The sequence below is a fragment of the Emcibacter sp. genome, from assembly GCF_963675455.1.
Taxonomy (GTDB): domain Bacteria; phylum Pseudomonadota; class Alphaproteobacteria; order Sphingomonadales; family Emcibacteraceae; genus Emcibacter.
Map to the genome: position 1 here is coordinate 233,687 of NZ_OY776217.1, position 22,302 is coordinate 255,988.

Here is a 22,302-nt window from a genome sequence, read left to right on the forward strand (position 1 = left end):
AACAGTAAAAAAAATTAATGGTTAGCCGGGAAATTGTAACAGACAAAGGGTTTGAAAAAAATGCGGGTGCTACTCATAGAAGATGATCCATCAACATCCAAAAGCATCGAACTGATGCTCTCAGCAGAAGGCTTTAATATTTACAGTACAGATTTGGGCGAGGAAGGTATCGACCTCGGCAAGCTATATGATTATGATATCATCCTGCTTGACCTCAACCTGCCCGACATGCACGGCTATGACGTTCTGAAGAAACTGCGCCTTTCCAAAGTCAACACCCCTATCCTGATCCTGTCCGGCATGGCCGAACTGGAAAACAAGGTCAAGGGCCTGGGCTTCGGCGCTGACGACTATCTGACAAAACCCTTCTACAAGGAAGAGCTGGTGGCCCGCATTCAGGCCATTATCCGCCGGTCGAAAGGCCATGCGGAATCCATTATCCGGACCGGTAAACTGGCTGTGAACCTGGATACCAAAACTGTTGAAGTTGAAGGCCAGCGCGTTCATCTGACCGGCAAGGAATATGCCATGCTTGAGCTGCTTTCCCTGCGCAAAGGTACAACCCTGACCAAGGAAATGTTCCTTAACCACCTGTATGGTGGCATGGACGAGCCGGAACTGAAAATTATTGACGTTTTCATCTGCAAACTGCGCAAGAAACTGGCTGCCATCAGCGGTGAAAACTATATCGAAACAGTCTGGGGACGCGGCTATGTCCTGCGCGACCCGAACGAGAGCGATCAGAGCATCGCCGAGGCGAGTTAAGATTATTCCACGAGATCTCCGGTAAATTTAACACGTTTACCAAAACTGAAGGGCCAGCTTCCAGAAGAAGCCGGCCCTTTCTTTATGAAATCAATAATTCACCCGGACAAGGTCAGCCGACCGCCCGTATGGCGCCACTTTCGGAAGTGACATACATTCCCCGGTGCCCCGCGACCGGTTTGAATTTGTCCGTCACACCCAGAACTGTCTCGGCCGCACCGAGGAACAGGGTACCGTCGTCGGCAATCTGGTTACGCATGCGATCAAGGACTTCCGTCTTGGTGGACTGATCAAAATAGATCAACACGTTGCGGCAGAAAATAATATCAAAACTCCCCAGCAGGGAAAAACTTTCCAGCAGGTTAAACGGCCTGTATGAGACCATTTTTCTCAGATCATCGCTCAACTGCCACATTTCTCCCACCTGGGAAAAATATTTGATCAACAATTTAATCGGCAACCCTCTTTGCACCTCAAACTGGGAATAAAGTCCGGCTTTCGCCTTGTCCAGAACCTGATTGGAAAGATCGGTACCGACAATCTCAATATTCCAGCCCTGAAGCTTTGATTCCATCTCCTTCAGGATCATAGCAATGGAATAGGGCTCCTGCCCGGTCGAGGCCGCCGCACACCAGATCCGGAGACGCCGTACATTTGCCCGTTTCTCCAGCAATTCAGGCATAACCTTGTCCCGCAGATGATCAAAAGGCGTATTATCACGGAAAAAGAATGACTCATTTGTAGTCATGGCTTCCGTGATCTCGTTCAACAGATCTTCTTTGCGACGCAGTCTGATTTCATTGATCAGATCGTCCAGGGTCTCCATGCCTTTCTGGCGGGCAATCGGCGTCAGGCGGCTTTCCAGAAGATACACCTTGTCTTCTGTAAGGACCAGGCCGGATCTTTCCTTAAGGATACCGCTTATGAGCTGAAAATCTTCTGGTCTCATAGTGCTTCTCCCGTGGTAATATCGATAACTTTCGCCCCAATGTCATCCAGCGGCAACACTGCGCTGCAAAGACCTGCCTGGCTAACCGCCCCCGGCATTCCCCAGACGATGCTGGTTGCTTCATCCTGTGCGATAATAGTTCCTCCGGCATCCACAATATCCTGAGAGCCTTTAAGACCGTCATGGCCCATGCCGGTCAGGATAACGCCAAGGACCGCCGAGCCGAAAGTTCCGGCCAGGCTGGCGAACAAAGGATCGACAGCAGGTCGACAGAAATTTACCGGCGGGTCCTGGTTCAGTCTGATGATCTTTTTCCCGCCTTCATTGACGACAATCATATGATAGTCACCGGGCGCGACATAAACATGCCCGGTATGAATGACATCTCCGTCTTCCGCCTGTTTGCAGGGCAGACCGGAGGCCCGTGCCAGATGCTCCGCCAGAATATTGGTAAATGCTGGCGGCATATGCTGGGTAATCAGAATCGGCAGCCTGAGCTCATCCTTCACGGAATTCAGGAATTTCAGAAGCGCCTGGGGCCCTCCTGTCGAGCTTCCGACACCAATGATTCTGGGCAGCGTGGAGGACATTTTGCGTTTTGCGATTGCGCCCCGACTGGACACCTGCGGTAATATATCTTCGTTCAGGCTGCTTGATTTTCCCGCCTTGTATACCTTGCCGCCTTTTTGCAGCCGGCGGGCCGCAGCCAGATTAACCACTTTTCCGACCAGTTCCTGCTGGAAACTCAGGGATGTGGTAACTTCGCGGGTGCTTTCCGGTTTTGAAACATAGTCAGCGGCTCCCATGGACAGGGCGCGCATACTTATCTCTGCATTGCGTTTTGTAAGAGTTGAGGACATCAGAACCTGTATTTCAGAACTGTGCTCAAGGATTTTCGGCAAGGCTGTCAATCCATCCATGACAGGCATCTCGATATCCAGGACCACGATTTCAGGATCGGCGGCGGCCAGATTTTTCAGAGCCATCTCCCCGTTGCTGGCTGTGGCCACTACCTCGACGGCCGGGTCATCCCCGAGCCACTTGGCGATAAGTCCCCTGACTACAGCAGAATCATCAACCACCATCACGCGATATGGACCGGTTCTGCCAATATTACCCCTTTGGACATCTTTACTTAAGACAGGTGAACTCACTGTATGGACTTCCTATTAAATTAAACCTACCTGGGAAAATTTTGATTCAATAATTTCACGGTCAAAGGGTTTCATAATATATTCGTCGGCGCCGGCGGAAATTGCGGCGCTGATGTGACTCATATCATTCTCGGTCGTACAGAAAACGACAACAGGTCCGTCACCACCATCGGTACTTCTGAGAGCCTTCAGATAATCAAGACCATTCATGACCGGCATATTCCAGTCCAGCAGAACCACATCCGGCATGGATCGTTTGCAAGCGTCAAGCGCGTCCTGTCCATCTACGGCTTCGACCACTTCAAAGCTGAGTTCTTCCAGAATTCTCCTTGCGACTTTTCTGATGACTTTTGAATCATCGACTACAAGACAGGATTTCATTTTTTTATTCTCCAGACTCTTTTAAATATTTGATCTGCTGCCATTATGCTGCGACAGCTTGATCGGCCCCATAATTTAATAATTTTTCTACATCCAGAATAACGAGAAGTTCTTTCTCCAGGCGGTAAATCCCGCCGGATACTTCCTGCCAACAGGCATCCAGTGTCACCGGATTGCGTTCATAGGATTCTTCCGGCAGTGAAAGCACATCCCCGATATTGTCGATCAGAAGGCTGTATGGTTCGCCTACATATTCAACAACGACACTCATTTTCTGGCAATCATCGCCGACTTCCGGCAGTCCCAGGCGTTTGCGCAGGTTAATTGCCGTTACAATCCGTCCCCGCAGGTTCAGCACACCGGCCACAGAACTTGGTGCCAGGGGAATCCTGGTGATCTTCTGGGAAGACAATACATCATGAACGGTGAGAACCGGAATGCCGCACAATTGTCCGGCAAGACGAATGGTTACAAAATCATTGTTATTTACACTGCTGGTCATGACTAATACTCCTAGGCTGCTGTCATCTTGTTACCGATCTGCTGGGTAATGGTTTCCAGCAGCATGTCACGGTCCAGTTTTGTCACATAGTCGTTGAAACCGACCTCACGTCCACGCTCAAAATCCTGAGGTGTCGAGCGGGAGGACAACGCCACCAGCGGAATATCCTGCCATGCACCGTCCTTGCGGACTTTCTCGGCAAAGGAGAAACCGTCGATCTCAGGCATTTCGATGTCGCTGATGATCACATCATACTGGCGTCCCTTGTCGCGCAGGGCGAGGGCCTCGGCAGCTGTGCTGACCGCAGTGATGTTGTAACCGGCTGCGCTGAGCAGCGGACGGATCATGTTGAGAAAGAACGGGCTGTCGTCCACGAGCAGGATGTGCTGACGATCTTTTGTCTTGTCGGCATTCCCGGTTCCATGGACCTTACCGAAGGCCTTTTCAATATAATGGGCCACATCGATAACTTCTGTCGCCTTGCCATTGATCACGGCTGTGCCGATCTGGCCTTCCACCTTGGAGGACAGTTCCACCTCAATGCGATCTTCCAGAATATCGACAATCTCGTCCACCATCAGACCCATGGTCCGGTCACCGTCGGCAAAAACCAGAACCGGCTGGCGACCGCTTTCGCGGATCTGAACATTTTCAGACGGCTTGATCAGCGGCATAAGCTGACCGCGATACTGCACAACCGGCTTGCCGTCAGAGGTTTCAATATTCTCGGCGTCAACCTCTTCAAGGCGGGCGACCAGCGACAGCGGTACTGCGCGCTGAGCCTTGTCACCGGCCCGGAACAGAAGGATGGCTTCTTTTTCGTTAAAGACGTTGGCAATTGCCATGTTTTCATCCTCGGCAACTTCACTGTCAGACAGGTCGGAAAGTGCGTCACCTGTTTCAGAAGCAATGCCGTTCGGATCAAGGATCATGATCACACTACCGTCGCCCAGAATGGTGTTTCCTGAGTAAATATTCAGATCACGCAGAATTGGCGCCACCGGTTTCACCACGATTTCTTCCGTGTCGAAGACCTGGTCAACGACAATACCAAAGGTAAAGGCGCCAACCTGGGTGATGACAATAAAGTCTTCTTTTCTTTCAACTTCTTCTTCGCCGTCCTGTCCGCCAAAGCCGAGGATTTTCTCAAGATAAACAAGCGGCAGAAGACGGTCACGCAGTCGCAGAACAGGTGTTTCGTTAATATATTCAATTCGATGCTCGGAATCGTCAGAGGTGCGGACAAGTTCCAGAACACTGATCTGCGGAATGGCAAAACGCTCTTCGCGGGATTTGACAATCAGGGCGGATACGATAGCCAGGGTCAGCGGAATCTTGATGGAGAAGCTGGTGCCCTTGCCCTCGATGGATTTCAGGTCGATGGTGCCGCCGATTTTCTCGATATTGCTGCGTACTACATCCATACCGACGCCACGTCCGGAAACGCTGGTCACTTTTTCAGCTGTTGAGAAACCGGCGTGGAAAATAAACTTCTGAATCTGCTGATCGGACATTTCCGCCAGTTCGGCTTCTGTTGCCAGCTCGTTCTTCAGGGCCTTTGCCTTCAGTTTTTCAACAGGCAGGCCAGCGCCGTCATCAGTGATGTCGATGATGATATGGCCGCCTTCATGGAAAGCGTTCAGGCGAATTGTACCGGTTTGCTTCTTGCCTTTTGCCTTACGGTCGGCAGGCATTTCGATACCATGGTCGGCAGAGTTTCTGACCATATGGGTCAGCGGATCCTTGATCAGCTCAAGAACCTGACGGTCCAGTTCAGTGTCGGCCCCGAGCATCTGCAGGTCGATTTTCTTGCCAAGTTCCACCTGCAGGTCGCGAATGATGCGCGGCAATTTGGCCCAGGCGTTCCCGATCGGCTGCATGCGGGTTTTCATAACCCCTTCCTGCAGTTCGGTAGTACACTGGCTCAGACGCTGCAGCGGAATGGAAAATTCTGAATCCCCGTAGCGACGCAGGATCTGCATCAGCTGGTTACGGGTCAATACCAGCTCGCTGACCATATTCATCAGGTCTTCAAGCAGCTGGACGTTTACACGAATGCTCTGGTTCGCAACACTGGGTTCGTTGCCGGTCTTGCCTTTGGCAGCCGCCACTTCCTTGACTTCTTCCTGTTCCGGAACATCAGCTTCTGCTTCAGCCGATACCGGCTCCTCAGCCTGGGGCTCTTCTTCCGGCTCGATATCGTCCGGTCCGGGCGCCGCATTGAAGGCAGCTTCCAGTTCTTCCAGCGAAACTTCACCCGGCACCTTGCCGACGCTGGAAACGATTTCACGCTCCACAAACTCGGGTTCGGGTTCCGGTTCGGCCTTGACAACAGGAGCCGGCGCAGCAGGTGCCGCCTCACCGGAGGCCATTGCGTTCAGTTTTCCGATGATCTCGCTATCGTCCCCTGAAGGTTCCTCTTCCGTCGCTTCAAGCCCGGCGAGGATTTCCTTGATCCGGTCGAGAGACGCCAGAATGAGGGTCACCGCATCCGGTGTCACCACCAGTTCGCCGTCCCTGAATTTTCCAAGCACATTCTCGGCTGCATGGGCAACCGATTCAAGCCGCGGCAGGCCCAGAAAACCACAGGTACCTTTAATAGTGTGCACAAGCCGGAAAATATTATCCAGAACCGATTTATTGTTGGGGTCCTGCTCGAGGGTGACCAGTTCGACATCCACAACATCAATGCTTTCTGCTGTTTCCGTCAGAAACTCGTTTAACAGATCATCCATACTCTCAACCTTCTTCCTTGGGGATAAAGATACTTTTAGTTTCCACTAAGATGAGAGAAATTGGTTAAAAAGCTGTAAAGTCTTCTGGCTTTTATGGAAGTATTTGATCTTTTACTGAATTAATGAAGGATAACTGCGGGGTGACCGCGCCTAGCGGTTCACCGGATATGAGGCAGAAAGAGAAAAACTCTGTTCATTATGTGAGGTTTTGCTGATATTTGCCCCGATTTTTTTCGCCACATTCCTCGCCAGAAAGGCCGGCGCGGTTTTTGGTTCGATGTCCTGATCATCAACATCTTCCAGTAGCGCATCATTGATCTTGTCCTGGAAAATCACCTTGTCACCGGTCACTGTAATGTTGATCAGAATGCTTTCGGTCAGATCCTCGATTTCGACCGTCATCTGGCCGCCGCGGATCAGACTCTCCCCGGCCAGCAGCACCATATTCAGCATCAGTTTGATGGCGTCCTTGTTCATGACACCCACCTGGGACTTCCAGTCGACCTCAACTTTTGACGCCGCAAACAAAGCCCGGGCGGCCTTTTTCGCCTCATCCAGAGGCACTTTCTCGCCAAATCCGCCGGCCGCGCCAAAGGCAAGCCTGAAAAACTGCAGGCGGTTGGAGGTCTGGGAGGCACTCTGGTCCAGAAGCTTGAGAACTTCGGTCCGCATCATCTCGTCATCTTCATCCGCCAGTATTTCAATGCCGTTGGCAATGGCGCCCACCGGGCTGATCAGGTCATGGCAAAGTCTTGAACAAAGCAGGGCGGCGAATTCGATGTCTTTCATGTGTACGGTTTTCTCTCAAGATAGGTGACAGCCGAAATTACGACCATATAATGGGACCTAAATTAACGATATTCAACAATCGCAGTAAAGAAGAAAGTTTCAATTTATGACCGACCAGCCTGTTGATTTTCAAAAACTTGCAGATGTGCTTGTGCCCACCGCCATCCGGGCCGGGCAAAAAATCATGGAGATTTACGCCCAGGATTTCGAAGTGGTTTTCAAGGACGATACGTCACCGGTCACGGTCGCCGATGAAGCAGCGGAAAAAATCATTCTGGCGGATCTGGCTCCCCTCACCCCGGAAATCCCTGTGGTCGCTGAGGAAAGTGCCGCCGCCGGAAACATTCCCGATGTCGACAATCGGTTCTGGCTGGTCGATCCGCTGGACGGCACCAAGGAATTTATCAAAAAGGGATCGGACTTTACGGTCAACATCGCCCTGGTGGAAAACCGCCTGCCGGTGTTCGGCATTGTCTATGCCCCGGCACTGGGCAAGCTCTATCTGGCCAAATCGGCAGGCGAAGCCCTGATCATGGATGTGAGCGATGACGGCGTGACGTCAAATGCAACCCCGATCACCGTGCGCGATGTGCCCGAGGACGGTATTGTCGGTGTCGCCAGCAAGTCCCACCGGGACGACGCGACCAACGATTTTCTCGACAGATACGGCATCACGGATACCAAATCCATCGGCAGTTCGCTGAAATTCTGCCTTGTGGCCAGCGCCGAGGCGGATATCTACCCCCGTTTCGGCCCGACCATGGAATGGGATACCGGCGCCGGTCATGCGGTGCTGCGGGCGGCCGGCGGCGATGTGGTCAATCCGGACGGCTCCCCGTTCCTCTATGGCAAGGTTGACTTCCGCAACGGCCCGTTCATCGCCAACGGCAAGGTGGAACTATAAAATCAGGGGAATATTCTTACCCAGAGCCCACAGGCCAAAACCAAGCACAATGATCCCGCAGCCCCGGTTGATCCATAAAAGGTGATCGTCGGTCAGCTTCTTTTTCATATGGGCGACGCCCTCGGTGAGCACGAACCACCAGAGGGCCGAGCCCAGCAGAACGCCGGCCACCAGAAACAGGCCATTGATCGGGGTCTTGGCCATATTGCCAAGACCGAGACCGGCGAAGATGGCGACAAACCCCAGGATGGTCATGGGATTGGTAATGGTCAGCAGAAAGGCCCCGACCGAGGCCTTGATGCGGTCGCCGGTATCATCCTTCGCATCGGTCAGGTGCGGATGGCTGTTCCAGATCCTGAGCCCCACCGCCAGCAGGATCACGCCGCCGATCAGTTCCACCCACAGGCTGTAGCTGTTGAGAAGATGGGTCACCCCGGCAAGGCCAAAGGCGGCAATGGCGCCAAAGATGGTGTCGGCCAGAGCGGCCCCCATGCCGATAACAAATCCGTTCATGGGGCCGTGAGTGAGGGTTCGCCGGATACAAAGGATATTGACCGGGCCCATGGGCGCGGCGACAATGATACCGATGAGGATTCCCCATAAAAGATAAACTGGCGACATATACTGGTCCGGTTCCTGATTTTGCCTATATATAGCCCCTTATCCGGCCCTGAACACCCCGAAGTTTGTTTTTTGTCCCATTTCACCGAAAAGAAATATAGCGGTCAGGAAAAATTCATGTTAGAGCGCGGAGAGAAAAGGATACAGAGATGAACACAGAGCACGACCCGTCAGCGGAAGAAATGGAAAAAGCCGAGGACTATGTCATCAGCTATATCATGGAAGCCATAGAGGGCGGCAAGACCGCCTCGCCCCGCGATGTGGCCATCATGATTTCAAAGGACCGGGGGCCCAAGGAAGCGCCGCATGATTATTGGCGCAAATATCTACTGGCGGTCAAGCAGCAGGCCAAACATCTGGCACGACAGGGCCGCATCAGCATCCTGCGCCGCGGCGAGCCGATCGATCCGGAAAAAATGAAGGGTCTGGTGAAATTCTCCAAGCCTGTCGAAGGTGTGAGCTTCCCGGCCAGAGAAAAATCAGAAGACTGAAAAATCAGAAGACTGAAAAATCAGAAGACTGAAACCTCGAGAGGGGTGAAGTCCCCCTGCCCGGCCCTGTAAAAATTGATTTCCCCGGCGCCGTCCTCTGTCACCGACAGGATCGCCCAGACCAGCCCGTCTTCATAGATCCGGGCCCGGTCCCGCTTTGACGGATCTGCCGGATGGTCGGGATGACTGTGATAATGGCCGAGAATCCTTTGGGCACTGCCGCGCAGTTTTTTCTGCCAGTGCAAAAGAACTTCCGGATCAATCTCAAAGGCCTTACCCGGCTGATCCGCCACATTGTCCGCCGGCACCACTTCCAGAACTTCCTCCCCCTCACCAACCAGAAGCCCACAGGCTTCATGGGGATACGCCGCCGCCCCCGCAGCCTTCATCCGGTCAAGACAGCGTTGGGGAAGGCGCAGGGTCATGACTTATTCCGGACGCTGGATCACAAAGCGGCTACGCACGGTCCCGTCCGGGCTGATGAGCAGAAGACCGGTGGTCTCCCCGCCCCGCTGAAGGGTCAACAGAATCCCCTGCGGCACCATGCTGGCGGAGGCCACATTTTCACCGGCTTCCAGCGGCACGGTAACTTCTTCCGGGAACAGCATCCCCCCGGTCAGCGCCCAGGACGGCTCCACCGGCATCTGTTCCTGCCTCAGTTCCTTCTGCTTCAGTTCAGCGGCCTTGCGTTCGGCCCGTTCCGACAGGCGGCTGGCCACCGTATAAACGATCACAATCAGGCCGAGGACAATTAAAATCCCCAAAATGATCACAATCCACTTGAGTACACGCTGATTAACTGGCATCTGTGGTTCTGACATGACAAACAATGATCCTGAAACATATGAATTGACGGTTGAAGACGAGGACAAGGGCCTGCGTCTGGATAAATTTCTGGCCACCCATCTGCCGGAGATCAGCCGTTCACGCCTGAAGCAGCTGATTACCGAAAGCCAGGTTCTCATCGGCCCGGAAAATAATCAGCAGACAATAGACGACCCGTCCCACCGGGTCAAACCGGATGAGCGATTCCAGGTCAAAATTCCCGACCTGACCGAGCCCGACCCGGAAGGCGAGGATATCCCGCTCGATATCGTCTATGAAGACGACGACCTGATCGTGCTCAACAAACAGGCCGGCATGGTGGTTCACCCGGCCCCGGGCAGCCGCGCCGGCACCCTGGTCAACGCCCTGATCCATCACTGCGGCGACAGCCTGTCCGGCATCAACGGGGTCAAGCGCCCCGGCATCGTCCACCGCATCGACAAGGACACCAGCGGCCTGATGGTGGTGGCCAAGTCCGACAAGGCGCACAAGAAACTGGCCAAACAATTCGCCAACCACAGCATGGAGCGGGCTTACCTCGCCGTGGTCTGGGGCGTGCCCAACCCGGCCGACGGCATGATCGAGGCCAATATCGGCCGCGACCCGAAAAACCGCCTGCGCATGGGCGTGGTTGAGACCGGCGGCAAATACGCCCTGACCAATTACCGGGTCATCCGCCGGCTGGAACCGCCGCGCCAGGTGCAGAAAACCGGTGGCGGCAAGAAAATCAGGGCCGCGGCCCTGCCGCCCAGTATTTCTCTGGTGCAGTGCGAACTGGAAACCGGCCGCACCCACCAGGTGCGCGTTCATATGGCGGCCGCCGGTCATCCACTGATCGGTGATCCGCTCTATGGCCGGCAAAACCCGCCGATCAGGAATTTCTCGGAAAAGGCCCGCGCCGCCGTGCTCGGCTTCAAGCGCCAGGCCCTTCACGCTTATGTGATCGGATTCAAGCATCCTGTGACCGGCGAACACTTGAAATTCGAAAGCGAACTCCCAAATGACATGAAACGCCTTATTACTGCCCTTGAATCCTGATAGGCAAGGTATCCTGATAAGTTCATATTGAGTTCATCACGATATGTTATAACAATAGCAGGCAGTAACAGAGGCACCGGCATCCGGTTTGACAGATCCGTTTTGACTCTGGTGCCGTATAAAAAGTATCATGGAGTACAAAGCAGCCCCGCGCTGCAAGGTGGAGAAAAGCAAATGGCCAGCAAAGATTTACCCGTATTAACGCCGGAAGGCAGCCTGACCAGGTATCTGCAGGAAATCCGCAAGTTTCCGATGCTGAAACCTGAAGAAGAGTTCATGCTGGCCAAGTCCTGGCGTGAGCATGGCGATACCGAGGCCGCCCACCAGCTTGTCACCTCTCACCTGCGTCTGGTGGCCAAAATCGCCATGGGCTATCGCGGTTACGGCCTGCCCATCGGTGAACTGATTTCCGAAGGCAATGTCGGCATGATGCAGGCGGTCAAGCGATTCGACCCGGATCGCGGCTTCCGGCTTGCCACCTATGCCATGTGGTGGATCCGGGCCAGCATTCAGGAATATATCCTGCGCTCCTGGTCGCTGGTCAAAATCGGCACCACCGCCGCCCAGAAAAAACTGTTTTTCAACCTGCGCCGCCTCAAGGGCCAGATCGAGGCCATCGAGGAAGGCGACCTGCATCCCGATCATGTCACCGAAATCGCCACCAAGCTTGACGTGTCGGAAAATGACGTGGTGCAGATGAACCGCCGCCTTGCCGGCGCCGACCACAGCCTCAATGCCCCCATGCGCGCCGATGCGGAAGGCGAATGGATGGACTGGCTGGTCGATGAGGATACTGTCGACCAGGAAACCGCCTATGCGGAAAACGAGGAAATGGATTACCGCCGTGACCTGATGGCCGAGGCCATGAAGGGCCTCAACGAGCGCGAACAGCATATCCTGACCGAACGGCGCCTGAAGGACAGCCCGTCAACCCTGGAGGAACTCAGCCAGGTTTACAACATCAGCCGCGAGCGGGTCCGCCAGATCGAGGTCCGGGCGTTCGAAAAACTTCAGAAAGCGATGATGGATGCGGCCAAGGCCCAGCAGCCCGCCGCCCTCACACACTGATCCTGCACATCCCTACAGCATCGCCCCGGTGGAAACACCGGGGCTTTTTTTGTGGTTTTTTTGGGGGTTCTTTTTAGACTATTCCACCCAATATTCCGGCTTCATCAGGCTATCGGCGCCGATCACCCGGCCCTGTAATTTACCGGTCAGCCCGGGCTGCAAGGCCAGCACCATCCAGGCGTCGGCATTCTCTTCGGCGATCGGGTAAGGAGTCGCGAATCCCTGCCGGCCGGCAGGCGTAAAGCCGAAGCGGGGGTAATAGCCGGGATGGCCGAGCACAAAAACCAGGCCGGCGCCGACATCGGCCAGCACCTCGAGCCCGCAGCGGACCAGATCGCCGCCCACACCCTGTCCCTGGGCCTCCGGCACTACCGCCAGCGGACAGAGGATCGACAATGAGGCTACAGGCTCCTCCCCGCGCACGGTCTCGGCCAGCCGGACCGAGGTAAACAGGACATGGCCGAGCGGCCCCGCGTCCCCCTCCGCCAGCAGCGACAGCAGCGGCCGGGCCGTGGGATCGGCCAGCAGGTCGCGGACAAGCTCCGCCTCGGCCTCACCGCCGAAGGCCCGGCGGTGAATGTCCATAATGACCGGCAGGTCGGCGGTTTCGGTTTCCCGGATATTCATAATCGCGCTCATGTGCTGCGTCCCCCGTTTCATGACCGGGAGACCATAGAAGGCCATTGTATCAGTTTTTTGAAAACCCGCTAAAGTTTTAGATATTTCATACTGATAAGGACATTCGAACAAAAATATGTCATGATAAAACCCTGAAAAAGGGGATAATCTTGATGTTGAAAAATTTCCGCCTGTTCCTGCTTGTCATGTGTCTCCTGCCCGCCCTCCCTGCGACTTTTGCCCGGGCGGCCCCTTCCCCCTGCAGCCTTGAGGACCTCGACTGGTTCCTCGGCAACTGGTCGCTGGGCGATGGAAAAAGCCGGACCATTGAACGCTGGCAACGATCAGGCCCCGACAGCTTTACCGGCCTCGGCCGGACCACGGACCTCGCGACAGGGCAGATCAGCTTTCAGGAAAATATCCTGCTGCGGCAACAACCGGACGGCATTTTCTATATCGTCATGGCCTCCCAGAATGAAGAACCGGTGTCTTTCCGCCTGACCGCCTGCGGGGAAAAGGAAGCCGTCTTTGAAAACCCGGATCATGATTTTCCGACCAGAATCCATTACCGGCTTATTGACGGCGCCTTAAGGGCGGATGTGCGCGGCCCCGACGGGGAGGGTTTCGAGATCACCTTCGGGCGGGATAAATAGCTTTAAGCTCCCTAAAGTTCCCTGAAATCATCGGTCCTGACCAGTCCGTCCATCAGGTCGCCGATGGCGGACGGCGGGGCGACGGCCCGGCGGGTCTTGAGGTCCATCCAGACGAAATGGCTGCTGATGTCGGCCCTGATCTCGCCGTCCTCGCCCCGGAAACGATTGACAATCACATAGCGGGTTTTTTTGCTATTCATGCCGCCGCAGAGATAATCGACGGTGAAGTGCTCCAGGAATTTCATTTCCCGGTGATAATGGATGGTTTCATCCAGGGTGGCGGGACCGACGCCGGAGGCCTCGAATTCCTCGAGCCCGAAGCCGCGGGCGGCGAAATAGAGCTGCCGGGTCTGGGCCGCATAGGAGAAATAGGCGATATTGGCCATATGGCGGTTATAGTCCAGATCGCGCCAGGCCACCTGGAACGGGGCGGTAAAAGGGATGCTGTTGTCATTCATGCTCGGGTCCCTGGATTATTACCGGACGAGTGTAGCGGACAGGGTGGCAAAGGGACAAGGGGGAAGTGTGGAGAGGGGTGTTCTACATTCACAGATCAACCAATTACGATTTAGACTTATATTTGGTAAGAAGTACCATAGTTCTCTTCCAAAAAAAGAACCTTCAGCTTTGGTTTTCTTGCTTTTCAGGAGCTGGAAGCGCTTTTCTTTTCTCAAAGGTGACAGATTTAATATCTTTGTCAGTCGGTCCTGGAATCAAATATTCTTCCTTAAGTTCCTGTCCCACAGAATCCTGTAACATTTGAGATTTCGTCGAAATTTCCTCCAAGGTCTTTTTAAACGCTTTTGATGCGCTACCAAGAACAGGCACTTTATCCAATTCTTCAAATGCAAAATTCTTTAAGAAAGCATTTATAAATTGTGACGTACATATTACCGAGAAGTAAGATCCTTGGTTCATTCCCCTCACAATATTTAAAAGCCTCTCCAATTCTTTTAGAATTTTCCTGCTATCAACTTCATCTGTTTCTATGATTTTTTCAATTGACCTTGTTAACCGAACAAACAATTCGTCAAGATTGCTATCATGCCACGAACGCTCAAAAATCTTATCAAAGTTTTCATTGTTGCCAGTTCTTAAAGCAACTTCAATCCAATCGGTCGCCCTAATCTCGGCCAGATGCTTTGCCAGTAAATTAAATATAGTTACTGCATGTTTCTCTGCCTGCCCATGTTGCACATAATTTCTGAATGCATTTTCAACGGGCCCATACCAAGCTGGCAAGTCAGGCACTGCAAATACCCCTCTCAAGTTTTTCAGAACTTCAAGAACAGCCTTAGCATGTGCAAGTTTTTTCTCTTTATTTTCTGTGCAGAATACGAGGGAGAAACCTTCTAGAGCCCTGACAAGTTCTCCATGAATTTTCCTCATTGAATTTACGAATTTCTTGTAAGATGACAATTTTACTTATTTCTTTCTTGCAATTAATGAAGGTATAAAAATTATACCCTTCAACCCAAAAGACATTCAATCTTTAATAGCGCCACTTATAGCGTTTTTTGACTATTATTTTCTTCACCACTCTCGTGACAGCGGGCATTATTGGGGAAGTGTGGATGAGGTATCTAAGATATTCTGATTAATAAAACTCTATAACATTAAATATTAGAAGATATCTTTGAACAAACAGGCTATACTACAAAAAGTATCTCGGAGTTCTATTTTTCTGGACACACAAAGAATATTTTTTACATATTTTCCATAAAAACCTTGATTTTTTAGTGAATATAGTATAAAGAATAGGTAACAACACCTCCCACGCCTCTCCACGATGCGCCTCTTGGGGGGTTTTTTTATTGGAACTCAATATGAAATTTGAGAAGCCACCGTTTAGTCCAGATCAGCATATTGCACTTCTTCAAAATCGAGATCTAAAAATCGACGATAAGGAGAAGGCAAAATATTATTTACATAATATTGGCTATTATAGACTTTCAGCTTATTTTATCCCTTTCCGAAAAACAGAACCTGTAGACATAGAGCATCAATTTAAGGAAGATATTACATTTCAAAACATACTTGATTTATATATATTTGATAGACAGCTTAGACTAATTTTATATGATGCTCTAGAAAGAATAGAAGTTGCTGTCAGAACGCAAATAACAAACTGTTTATCCCTGAATCATGGAACCCACTGGTTTGAAAACTCTTCTTTGTTTAATAGCCCCCTAGACCATGCACAAATTATTGTTAAGTTTGCAAGAGATGTAGGGCATAATAACGGTGGCAGGCAAAGCAGCGAAGCCATACGACATTATTATAAAAAATATAAGGAACCTCAACTTCCACCAACATGGATGGTAATGGAAGAACTCAGCATTGGCACATTATCTCGCCTTTTTAAATTCCTAAAAAATGAAGAAAAAAAAGATATCGCCAATCACTTTTCAGTTTCATGTGATGTTCTTGAGAATTGGCTTCATAGCTTAACAGTTCTAAGAAACACCTGTGCTCATCATTCCAGAACATGGAATAGAACATTTCCCTCCGTAAAAATACCGCGTAAAGGGCCAAACCTTGGCATTGTCAGAGAAAATAAACTCCAAGGTCAAATTTGTGTAATGAAACACATGATGAATTTGATCGCAGGTGATACTTCATGGCATGATAGACTTATTGCACATATAAAAACCTGCCCAATACCTTATGAAAAAGATATGGGTTTTATTAAGCAAAACAAACCCTAATATCTTTCTCGAATATCGGATAATACAGTTTATTTCCCCAGCGCGTAGTTGAGAATCTTGTAGGCCAGTTTCGCGGCGATGACATCGCCGCCGTGTCGGCCCTCGCGGGCAAGTTCATTGATACCACTGACCCGCGGCTGAAAATCTGACAAAAAAAGGGAGGGCCCCGATGCCCTCCCTTTTGTATTTTCGCTTTGCTGCCGGCCCGGTCGCCTATTCGCCCAGCTGCGCCTGCAGGGGGACGACGTCGTCATTGGCAAAATACTGGCCGGCGGCCTCGGCAGCCGCTTCTTCTGCCACCTCATTGCGGTACATGCTGAGCATGGGTTCATCGCCGACGATCACTTCCGGGCCCTGATGGAAGCCGTTAAAGGAGGTGCGCAGGCTCTGGCCGTAGGCACCGAGCATGCCGACCTCGACATAGTCGCCGATGCCGATGTCTTCCGGCAGCATGAAGGGGCCGGGCATATAGTCGATGCTGTCGCAGGTCGGGCCGTAGAAGCTGAAACCTGTCAGTCTGGCCTGCTCGCCATTATCGCCGGGGCGGATCATTTTGACCGGATAGCGGAACTTCAGGTGGGCGGCATCGAACAGGGCGCCGTATGCGCCTTCGGTCAGATACAGATAGTTATCCTTGCGCAGGGTGACCTGGGTGATCAGCGATCCGGTTTCGGCAGAAAGCGCCCGGCCCGGCTCGCAGATCAGGCGGCTGTTCTCGGACGCCAGAGAGTCCGCAAAGGCCTCGTGAATCACATTGGTATACTGGCTCATGTCAAGCGGCTGTACGCCCGGATAGGCGGACGGAAAACCACCGCCCACATCCAGGGTATCGACCAGCACGCCGGCCCGCACAATCGCCTGGTTGGCGAGGGTAATGGCCTGGCGGTAGGCTTCAGGGTCCATGCACTGGCTTCCCACATGGAAGCAGACGCCGAGCTTTTCGGAGTTCAGGCGGGCGGCCATCAGGAGTTCGGCGCTGTCGAGCAACGGCACACCGTATTTGCGGTCCAGCGGCAGCATGCTGCTGGCGTTGTTGACGGCCAGGCGCACGAAGATATTCAGGTCCTTGGCATAGCCTGTCGCCTGCAGCACTTTGTCGAGCTCTGCCATGCAATCGACGGAGAAATCCCGCACACCATAGTCGAAATAGGAAATCGCAATATGGCGGGGATGTTTGACCGGATTCATGTTGTAGAAGCGGGCATCCTTGAAGGCGGCCACTCTTTCGAGCTCGGCCGGAGAGGCGACATCGAAATGACGAATCCCGGCTTCATAGAGCGCGTCAAGGATCACCGGCGAAGGATTTGACTTCACCGCATAGAGCACATCGCCCTGGAAATGATCAAGGAACCATTTCGCTGCACGACGTGCGGCAAAAGGGCGGTGGCAAAAGACGGGTTCGACTGGCTCAAGGTCAGCCAGAACCCCGTTCACACTATGATAATAGTCCATTCATAAGACCTCCACAACAGTATCATCCACATGCAAATATGAACAAAAAGCTGCCGACGTTGCGAAGGCCCGATTCGGCAAGAGCGAAGATATCTAGGGCCAAAGACTCCCCATGTCAATAAAATAATTCGGGGTGCCGTGAGGGTATCAAAAAAGTGAAAAAAAGCGCCATCTGCAGGACCAGAGGGCGCTTTTTGAATGGGCTGTCCAGCTTATCCCTCGAAGGGATCTGTGACCAGAATCGTGTCGTCGCGCTCGGGGCTGGTGCTGAGCAGCGCCACCGGAGTCTCGATCAGTTCCTCGATGCGGCGGATATATTTGATCGCCGTGGCCGGCAGATCCTTCCAGCTTCTGGCCCCGAAGGTGCTGTCGGACCAGCCTTCAAGGCTTTCATAGACCGGGGTGACTTTCGCCTGGTCCTCGGTGGAGGCCGGGAAATAGTCAAGGCGTTCGCCGTTGAGTTCATAGCCGACACAGAGCTTGAGTTCGTCCATGCCGTCCAGCACATCAAGCTTGGTCAGGGCGATACCGGTAATGCCGCCGATCTTGGCGGCCTGGCGGACCATCACCGCATCGAACCAGCCGCAGCGGCGGCTGCGCCCGGTGACGGTGCCGAATTCATGGCCGCGCTTGCCCAGGCCCTGGCCGACTTCATCGGTCAGTTCGGTGGGGAACGGTCCCTCGCCCACCCGGGTGGTATAGGCCTTGGTGATGCCGAGAACATAGTTGAGGGTGCCCGGTCCGGTGCCGCTGCCGCCCGCCGCCTGACCGGCGATGGTGTTGGAGGAGGTCACAAAGGGATAGGTGCCGTGGTCGATGTCCAGCATGGTGCCCTGGGCGCCCTCGAACAGGATGCGCTTGCGGCTGTGCCGGGCTTCGTCCAGCACCCGCCAGCTGGCCTGCACGAACGGGATGATCTTTGGCGCGATTTCCCTGATCTGTTTGATCAGCTCTTCCCTGTCGACCTCGGCCACGCCAAGACCGCGACGCAGCGGGTTATGGTGCGACAGCAGCACATCGACGCGCATTTCAATGGCGGCGTCGGATTTCAGATCACAGGCGCGCAGGGCCCGGCGGGCGACCTTGTCCTCATAGGCCGGGCCGATGCCGCGGCGGGTGGTGCCGATCTTGGGACCGCCCTTGGTGGAGGCGTTGGTGGCGTCCTCGCGGATGGCGTCAAGTTCCCCGTGCAGCGGCAGGATCAGCGGGGCGTTTTCCGCCAGAATAAGATTGTGGGGGCCAACATCCACGCCCTGGGCGCGGAGCCGGTCCATTTCGGAAACAAGAGCCCAGGGATCAACCACGACGCCGTTGCCGATCACGGACTGTTTGCCGCCGCGGACGATACCGGACGGCAGCAGGCTCAGTTTATAGACCTCGCCGTCAACCACAAGGGTATGACCGGCATTATGACCGCCCTGGAAACGGACGACCACATCGGCCCTCTCGCTCAGCCAGTCGACAATCTTGCCTTTGCCCTCATCGCCCCACTGGGACCCGATCACTACAACATTCGCCACGTTTTACCCTTTCACAGTCTTCAGATTTTCAGGCTTCAGATTAAATCTTATACCAGCGCTTTGACGGCACCGTTCTGCCACAGATGGCGACAGCCCAGACGCCGGGCCTCCGCCACGGCATCCCCGGCCGGTTCAAGCCCCTGCACGGTCCGGTATCCTTCCGCCCTGAGGGCGGGAAGTTCGGACAGGTCCGTGCCGAACGGCACATAAATGGTTTCCGGTTCCGGCGCCTCCGGCAGGGCCCGCATCAGGCTGTCCAGATAAAGCGAGAAACCGGTGGCGGCTTCGCCCTCGGCCACTTCCGCATTGACTTCATAGCGGCCGCCACGGCCCAATTCACCGCGCACCCCTTTGGCAAAGAAGGTAAAGCCGATGCCGGTCTGGAACTCAAAACCCTGATATTCGCCGGGGTCCACGGTCACATGCAGACCGGGCGCCACGTCGGCAAGAATGGTCACCACCTGGGCCAGTTCGTCACACATGCGGCGGGCCCTGGCCGGCAGGTCGAGCCCCTCCAGAATTTCCAGCGCCTTGTCCGCGCGTCCGGCGGCGGACAGCAGGCTGCGGGCGATATCGCCGATTTTTCCGTCAATGGTTTCCAGTTGGCCCACATCCCGGGCGTTGAGCGCCTCGCGTACGATACTGGCCGTGTTTTCCTCAATGGACAGCCCCTGACAGATGGCCGGCACCAGCAGCGGCAGGCTCAGGTCGAGGCTCAGGCCTTCTACCCCAACCGCACTCAGGGCCTCGTGGGCCAGCAGGATGACCTCCACATAGGCCTGGAAACTGTCGGAGCCGATCAGTTCCACACCGGTCTGCACGAACTGCCGTTCCGGCCGCAGCATGGTGCCCTTGACCCGCAGAACCTGTCCCGCATAGGACAGACGCAGGGGTCTGGGCGCATTCTTAAGGCGGGTGCGGGCAATCCGGGCGACCTGGCCGGTAATGTCGGTACGCACCCCCATCATATGCTGGGACGCGGGGTCCATGACCCTGAACATATGGCGGGACTGGGCGGCGCCGGGACCTGACAGCAGGCTTTCCTCGAACTCCACAAGCGGCGGTTCAACCCGGGCATAGCCCTGGGCTGTAAAGCTGGACAGCAACCGGTTCACGGTTTCCGCTTCATATTCCGCATCATTGGCGAGGGTATCGTGCAAGCCCTCCGGCAGCAGGGCTTTGTCATTTGGTTCAAGCATACGCGCAATCCATGAATTTTCTGTCGGGATATGAAACAGATATCCCGGGGCACCGCCGTGCTTATATCACCCTGTTTTTGGAATCTAAAGAGGAAAATCCATGGCGAATGCCGAATCTTCGGGTTATTTTCGGCCGCTTCTCAGCTCATTTCCGACAGTCCGGCAAGCCTTTTTTCCGGCAGGCGCACATAAACGGATGTGCCGTTCCCCTCTTCACTCTCAATCCACACCTTGCCGCCATGCAGCTTGACCAGCAGACTGGACAGGGACAGGCCGAGCCCGGCACCCTGGAATGACTTGTTATATTTGATTTCCGCCTGGACGAAAGGTTCAAGCATCTGGGGAATGATTTCTTCCGAAATGCCAATGCCAAAATCCCTGAGAGAAATCAGCGCAGAACCATCCTTGTCTATTTTTGCAGACAGTATAATTTCGCCGCCTTCATGGGAAAATTTGATGGCATTGGAAATCAGGTTCATCAGAACCTGACGGAGCCGGCGCCGGTCGGCATTGATCTCCCCCAGATTTGCGTCAATTTCCTTTGTCAGGATCAGTTTCCTGTCTTCGAAATCTGACTGGAATATCAACAGGCTGCTTTCGATCAGCTCATTCAGCGGGAAGATGCTTTCCTTCAGTTCCATCTCGCCGGATTCGATCCGGGACAAATCAAGCAGCTGGCCCAGCAGGTCGGTCAATTTGGTGCCTGCTTCCTCGATATCATGAAGATACCCAAGATAATCCTTGTTGCCGATCGGTCCCTTGGCTTCGCTCGACATCAGTGAGGCAAAACCGATTATGGCATTTAGCGGCGTGCGCAGTTCATGGCTCATGTTGGCCAGAAAGGCGGATTTCGCCCGGTTGGCATTATCCGCCTGCAGCCTCATTTCCATCAGATGCTCAGCTGTTTCCTTGTGGGCCTCCAGCTCCTTGATCAGTTCATCCCGGGCAAAAGACAATTCGTCCTGGGTTTTCTTCAGTCTGCGAAACTGACTGACAATGGAATTGGAAAAGCCGTTAAAGGTCCGCGCCAGCCAGCCCAGTTCGTCATTCTCGTGGGATTTTGGAATCTCCACCGGGTTTTCCCCCGGATTTTCCGGATCGATAGAGGAAATCTTGCGGACAAAAATATTCAGTGGTTTCGTGATGACGAAATAATAAGCCAGATACAGCAGGAACACGAGAAGCATATTCCTGACAATGCCGGTGAAAAAGACCATCACAGCCCGGTCATAAAAACCGGCCAGGGCAACATCCCGGTTAATGCGTATAACGATGCGGCCTGATCCGACCGTTACGTCACCGGCAACTTTCAGATCCTTGGAATAGACCTGATAAACATCCGAGATCCTGCGGGTCAGCCACTGGGTGGAACTGCTGCCGATTGGTCGGGACCTGGTTGCCAGAATCTGGCCCAGATCGTCGGTAATTGTTGCTTCCTGCACAAATTCATAAGCAAACAGACCTTCAAGAAGATGGCCTGCAAGCGCCTGATCAATGATATAGACGGCCCGGGCTGCCGGTTTTTCAGCAACCTGCAAAATATCCCCCATACGCTTTTCGAGATACTTATCTTCGTCCAGATAATCCAGATAGACCTGAATACCCGACAGAAGGATGCCCACCAGAAAGGCCAGAAAAACGCCGATCTTGGCCAACCTGAATGACAGACTTTTTGACGGCAACGGTCTCATCCGCAACGCTCCTTGAAGTCAGCATCCCTGGTTCCCTGCCTAAATTCTTTCCTGCCTGGAGAAATTAAACGACCGTCACTCCCCCCAATTACCACAACCTTTGTTTTCATTTTATCACAGAATATTATCTTTTCAACGCCTGTCATCTACAGGAAGTCCTTTGGAATCAGCCTGGCAAAAAACAAGCTGATCCGGCTATGGTCTTTGATAATTTATCAGGACACCTGATCCGACACTCC

25 protein-coding genes are annotated in these 22,302 nt (G+C 53.5%); 7 read left to right on the forward strand and 18 right to left on the reverse strand.

The features are described from left to right. Window positions 1–60: 60 nt before the first annotated feature. Window positions 61–765 (forward strand): response regulator transcription factor CtrA, encoded by a 705-nt coding sequence (gene ctrA / locus ACORNT_RS00940; RefSeq protein ID WP_321394063.1) that lies wholly within the window; start codon window positions 61–63, stop codon window positions 763–765. A 112-nt stretch (window positions 766–877) separates the two neighbouring features. Here the strand turns inward: ctrA and ACORNT_RS00945 are convergent, their stop codons facing one another. From ACORNT_RS00945 to ACORNT_RS00970, 6 genes are all read right to left on the reverse strand, one after another. Continuing rightward, on the reverse strand, window positions 878–1,714 hold the full coding sequence (locus ACORNT_RS00945) for a protein-glutamate O-methyltransferase (protein WP_321394065.1): 837 nt from the start codon (window positions 1,712–1,714) through the stop codon (window positions 878–880). Further along, window positions 1,711–2,799, reverse strand: coding sequence for a chemotaxis response regulator protein-glutamate methylesterase (locus ACORNT_RS00950; protein WP_321394068.1), 1,089 nt, complete (start codon window positions 2,797–2,799; stop codon window positions 1,711–1,713). The genes ACORNT_RS00945 and ACORNT_RS00950 overlap by 4 nt, the downstream gene beginning before the upstream one ends. A gap of 84 nt (window positions 2,800–2,883) precedes the next feature. Beyond that, a complete protein-coding gene (locus tag ACORNT_RS00955) occupies window positions 2,884–3,249 on the reverse strand; it encodes a response regulator (RefSeq protein WP_321394071.1) in 366 nt (121 codons plus the stop codon). A 43-nt stretch (window positions 3,250–3,292) separates the two neighbouring features. Further along, window positions 3,293–3,751 carry a chemotaxis protein CheW gene (locus ACORNT_RS00960; protein ID WP_321394074.1) on the reverse strand — a complete coding sequence of 153 codons (459 nt, stop codon included), beginning with the start codon at window positions 3,749–3,751 and terminating at the stop codon, window positions 3,293–3,295. Window positions 3,752–3,762: 11 nt separating this feature from the next. Beyond that, entirely contained in the window at window positions 3,763–6,486 is a 2,724-nt protein-coding gene (locus ACORNT_RS00965) for a chemotaxis protein CheW (RefSeq protein WP_321394076.1), read from the reverse strand. Between the two features lie 150 nt (window positions 6,487–6,636). Continuing rightward, window positions 6,637–7,275 carry a histidine phosphotransferase family protein gene (locus tag ACORNT_RS00970; protein WP_321394079.1) on the reverse strand — a complete coding sequence of 213 codons (639 nt, stop codon included), beginning with the start codon at window positions 7,273–7,275 and terminating at the stop codon, window positions 6,637–6,639. Between the two features lie 106 nt (window positions 7,276–7,381). On the opposite strand from ACORNT_RS00970, the gene cysQ reads away from it, so the two are divergent. Further along, on the forward strand, window positions 7,382–8,179 hold the full coding sequence (cysQ, locus tag ACORNT_RS00975; protein ID WP_321394082.1) for a 3'(2'),5'-bisphosphate nucleotidase CysQ: 798 nt from the start codon (window positions 7,382–7,384) through the stop codon (window positions 8,177–8,179). Here cysQ and ACORNT_RS00980 read toward each other — a convergent pair. Beyond that, window positions 8,174–8,800 carry a LysE family translocator gene (locus ACORNT_RS00980; RefSeq protein ID WP_321394084.1) on the reverse strand — a complete coding sequence of 209 codons (627 nt, stop codon included), beginning with the start codon at window positions 8,798–8,800 and terminating at the stop codon, window positions 8,174–8,176. The two genes, cysQ and ACORNT_RS00980, sit on opposite strands and share 6 nt — an antisense overlap. A gap of 149 nt (window positions 8,801–8,949) precedes the next feature. Between ACORNT_RS00980 and ACORNT_RS00985 the strand changes: the two genes are divergently transcribed. Next, a complete protein-coding gene (locus ACORNT_RS00985) occupies window positions 8,950–9,291 on the forward strand; it encodes a DUF3253 domain-containing protein (RefSeq protein ID WP_321394086.1) in 342 nt (113 codons plus the stop codon). Window positions 9,292–9,311: 20 nt separating this feature from the next. Here ACORNT_RS00985 and ACORNT_RS00990 read toward each other — a convergent pair whose 3' ends face one another. Beyond that, entirely contained in the window at window positions 9,312–9,716 is a 405-nt protein-coding gene (locus ACORNT_RS00990; RefSeq protein WP_321394089.1) for a M67 family metallopeptidase, read from the reverse strand. Window positions 9,717–9,719: 3 nt separating this feature from the next. Next, complete coding sequence (locus ACORNT_RS00995; RefSeq protein WP_321394091.1) at window positions 9,720–10,112, reverse strand: hypothetical protein; 393 nt, start codon at window positions 10,110–10,112, stop codon at window positions 9,720–9,722. Between ACORNT_RS00995 and ACORNT_RS01000 the strand changes: the two genes are divergently transcribed. Continuing rightward, window positions 10,111–11,154, forward strand: coding sequence for an RluA family pseudouridine synthase (locus ACORNT_RS01000; protein ID WP_321394093.1), 1,044 nt, complete (start codon window positions 10,111–10,113; stop codon window positions 11,152–11,154). The genes ACORNT_RS00995 and ACORNT_RS01000 overlap by 2 nt on opposite strands. A gap of 174 nt (window positions 11,155–11,328) precedes the next feature. Next, on the forward strand, window positions 11,329–12,222 hold the full coding sequence (gene rpoH / locus ACORNT_RS01005; protein ID WP_321394098.1) for an RNA polymerase sigma factor RpoH: 894 nt from the start codon (window positions 11,329–11,331) through the stop codon (window positions 12,220–12,222). A gap of 78 nt (window positions 12,223–12,300) precedes the next feature. On the opposite strand, the gene ACORNT_RS01010 is transcribed toward rpoH, so the two are convergent. Further along, the gene (locus ACORNT_RS01010) at window positions 12,301–12,861 is read right to left on the reverse strand and encodes an N-acetyltransferase (protein WP_321394101.1); all 561 of its coding nucleotides are present in this window, start codon (window positions 12,859–12,861) and stop codon (window positions 12,301–12,303) included. A 152-nt stretch (window positions 12,862–13,013) separates the two neighbouring features. Between ACORNT_RS01010 and ACORNT_RS01015 the strand changes: the two genes are divergently transcribed. Beyond that, on the forward strand, window positions 13,014–13,493 hold the full coding sequence (locus tag ACORNT_RS01015; RefSeq protein ID WP_321394103.1) for a DUF6265 family protein: 480 nt from the start codon (window positions 13,014–13,016) through the stop codon (window positions 13,491–13,493). Between the two features lie 11 nt (window positions 13,494–13,504). On the opposite strand, the gene ACORNT_RS01020 is transcribed toward ACORNT_RS01015, so the two are convergent. Continuing rightward, on the reverse strand, window positions 13,505–13,951 hold the full coding sequence (locus ACORNT_RS01020) for a thioesterase family protein (RefSeq protein ID WP_321394105.1): 447 nt from the start codon (window positions 13,949–13,951) through the stop codon (window positions 13,505–13,507). 163 nt (window positions 13,952–14,114) lie between these two features. Further along, window positions 14,115–14,882, reverse strand: a complete 768-nt coding sequence (locus ACORNT_RS01025) for a hypothetical protein (protein WP_321394108.1) — start codon at window positions 14,880–14,882, stop codon at window positions 14,115–14,117. Window positions 14,883–15,319: 437 nt separating this feature from the next. Here ACORNT_RS01025 and ACORNT_RS01030 point away from each other — a divergent pair, with 437 nt between their 5' ends. Continuing rightward, window positions 15,320–16,201 (forward strand): Abi family protein, encoded by an 882-nt coding sequence (locus ACORNT_RS01030; RefSeq protein ID WP_321394110.1) that lies wholly within the window; start codon window positions 15,320–15,322, stop codon window positions 16,199–16,201. A 29-nt stretch (window positions 16,202–16,230) separates the two neighbouring features. Here ACORNT_RS01030 and ACORNT_RS01035 read toward each other — a convergent pair whose 3' ends face one another. The 6 genes from ACORNT_RS01035 to ACORNT_RS01060 all read right to left on the reverse strand — a co-directional run bounded on the left by ACORNT_RS01035 (window position 16,231) and on the right by ACORNT_RS01060 (window position 22,209). Next, window positions 16,231–16,353 (reverse strand): hypothetical protein, encoded by a 123-nt coding sequence (locus tag ACORNT_RS01035; protein ID WP_321394112.1) that lies wholly within the window; start codon window positions 16,351–16,353, stop codon window positions 16,231–16,233. A 61-nt stretch (window positions 16,354–16,414) separates the two neighbouring features. Then, on the reverse strand, window positions 16,415–17,653 hold the full coding sequence (locus ACORNT_RS01040; RefSeq protein WP_321394113.1) for a type III PLP-dependent enzyme: 1,239 nt from the start codon (window positions 17,651–17,653) through the stop codon (window positions 16,415–16,417). Between the two features lie 212 nt (window positions 17,654–17,865). Further along, on the reverse strand, window positions 17,866–19,173 hold the full coding sequence (locus ACORNT_RS01045) for an adenylosuccinate synthase (protein ID WP_321394117.1): 1,308 nt from the start codon (window positions 19,171–19,173) through the stop codon (window positions 17,866–17,868). A 47-nt stretch (window positions 19,174–19,220) separates the two neighbouring features. Next, window positions 19,221–20,372, reverse strand: a complete 1,152-nt coding sequence (locus tag ACORNT_RS01050) for an ATP phosphoribosyltransferase regulatory subunit (protein WP_321394119.1) — start codon at window positions 20,370–20,372, stop codon at window positions 19,221–19,223. A 140-nt stretch (window positions 20,373–20,512) separates the two neighbouring features. After that, entirely contained in the window at window positions 20,513–22,063 is a 1,551-nt protein-coding gene (locus tag ACORNT_RS01055) for a sensor histidine kinase (RefSeq protein WP_321394122.1), read from the reverse strand. Next, window positions 22,060–22,209, reverse strand: a complete 150-nt coding sequence (locus ACORNT_RS01060; RefSeq protein WP_321394126.1) for a hypothetical protein — start codon at window positions 22,207–22,209, stop codon at window positions 22,060–22,062. The genes ACORNT_RS01055 and ACORNT_RS01060 overlap by 4 nt, the downstream gene beginning before the upstream one ends. Between the last annotated feature and the right edge of the window lie 93 nt (window positions 22,210–22,302).

Coding starts and splice junctions, on each gene's coding strand:
- ctrA (WP_321394063.1), top strand. CDS start 61: ATGCGGGTGCTACTCATAGAAGATGATCCATCAACATCCAAAAGCATC.
- ACORNT_RS00945 (WP_321394065.1), bottom strand. CDS start 1,714: ATGAGACCAGAAGATTTTCAGCTCATAAGCGGTATCCTTAAGGAAAGA.
- ACORNT_RS00950 (WP_321394068.1), bottom strand. CDS start 2,799: ATGGTGGTTGATGATTCTGCTGTAGTCAGGGGACTTATCGCCAAGTGG.
- ACORNT_RS00955 (WP_321394071.1), bottom strand. CDS start 3,249: ATGAAATCCTGTCTTGTAGTCGATGATTCAAAAGTCATCAGAAAAGTC.
- ACORNT_RS00960 (WP_321394074.1), bottom strand. CDS start 3,751: ATGACCAGCAGTGTAAATAACAATGATTTTGTAACCATTCGTCTTGCC.
- ACORNT_RS00965 (WP_321394076.1), bottom strand. CDS start 6,486: ATGGATGATCTGTTAAACGAGTTTCTGACGGAAACAGCAGAAAGCATT.
- ACORNT_RS00970 (WP_321394079.1), bottom strand. CDS start 7,275: ATGAAAGACATCGAATTCGCCGCCCTGCTTTGTTCAAGACTTTGCCAT.
- cysQ (WP_321394082.1), top strand. CDS start 7,382: ATGACCGACCAGCCTGTTGATTTTCAAAAACTTGCAGATGTGCTTGTG.
- ACORNT_RS00980 (WP_321394084.1), bottom strand. CDS start 8,800: ATGTCGCCAGTTTATCTTTTATGGGGAATCCTCATCGGTATCATTGTC.
- ACORNT_RS00985 (WP_321394086.1), top strand. CDS start 8,950: ATGAACACAGAGCACGACCCGTCAGCGGAAGAAATGGAAAAAGCCGAG.
- ACORNT_RS00990 (WP_321394089.1), bottom strand. CDS start 9,716: ATGACCCTGCGCCTTCCCCAACGCTGTCTTGACCGGATGAAGGCTGCG.
- ACORNT_RS01000 (WP_321394093.1), top strand. CDS start 10,111: ATGACAAACAATGATCCTGAAACATATGAATTGACGGTTGAAGACGAG.
- ACORNT_RS00995 (WP_321394091.1), bottom strand. CDS start 10,112: ATGTCAGAACCACAGATGCCAGTTAATCAGCGTGTACTCAAGTGGATT.
- rpoH (WP_321394098.1), top strand. CDS start 11,329: ATGGCCAGCAAAGATTTACCCGTATTAACGCCGGAAGGCAGCCTGACC.
- ACORNT_RS01010 (WP_321394101.1), bottom strand. CDS start 12,861: ATGAGCGCGATTATGAATATCCGGGAAACCGAAACCGCCGACCTGCCG.
- ACORNT_RS01015 (WP_321394103.1), top strand. CDS start 13,014: ATGTTGAAAAATTTCCGCCTGTTCCTGCTTGTCATGTGTCTCCTGCCC.
- ACORNT_RS01020 (WP_321394105.1), bottom strand. CDS start 13,951: ATGAATGACAACAGCATCCCTTTTACCGCCCCGTTCCAGGTGGCCTGG.
- ACORNT_RS01025 (WP_321394108.1), bottom strand. CDS start 14,882: ATGAGGAAAATTCATGGAGAACTTGTCAGGGCTCTAGAAGGTTTCTCC.
- ACORNT_RS01030 (WP_321394110.1), top strand. CDS start 15,320: ATGAAATTTGAGAAGCCACCGTTTAGTCCAGATCAGCATATTGCACTT.
- ACORNT_RS01040 (WP_321394113.1), bottom strand. CDS start 17,653: ATGGACTATTATCATAGTGTGAACGGGGTTCTGGCTGACCTTGAGCCA.
- ACORNT_RS01050 (WP_321394119.1), bottom strand. CDS start 20,372: ATGCTTGAACCAAATGACAAAGCCCTGCTGCCGGAGGGCTTGCACGAT.
- ACORNT_RS01055 (WP_321394122.1), bottom strand. CDS start 22,063: ATGAGACCGTTGCCGTCAAAAAGTCTGTCATTCAGGTTGGCCAAGATC.
- ACORNT_RS01060 (WP_321394126.1), bottom strand. CDS start 22,209: ATGACAGGCGTTGAAAAGATAATATTCTGTGATAAAATGAAAACAAAG.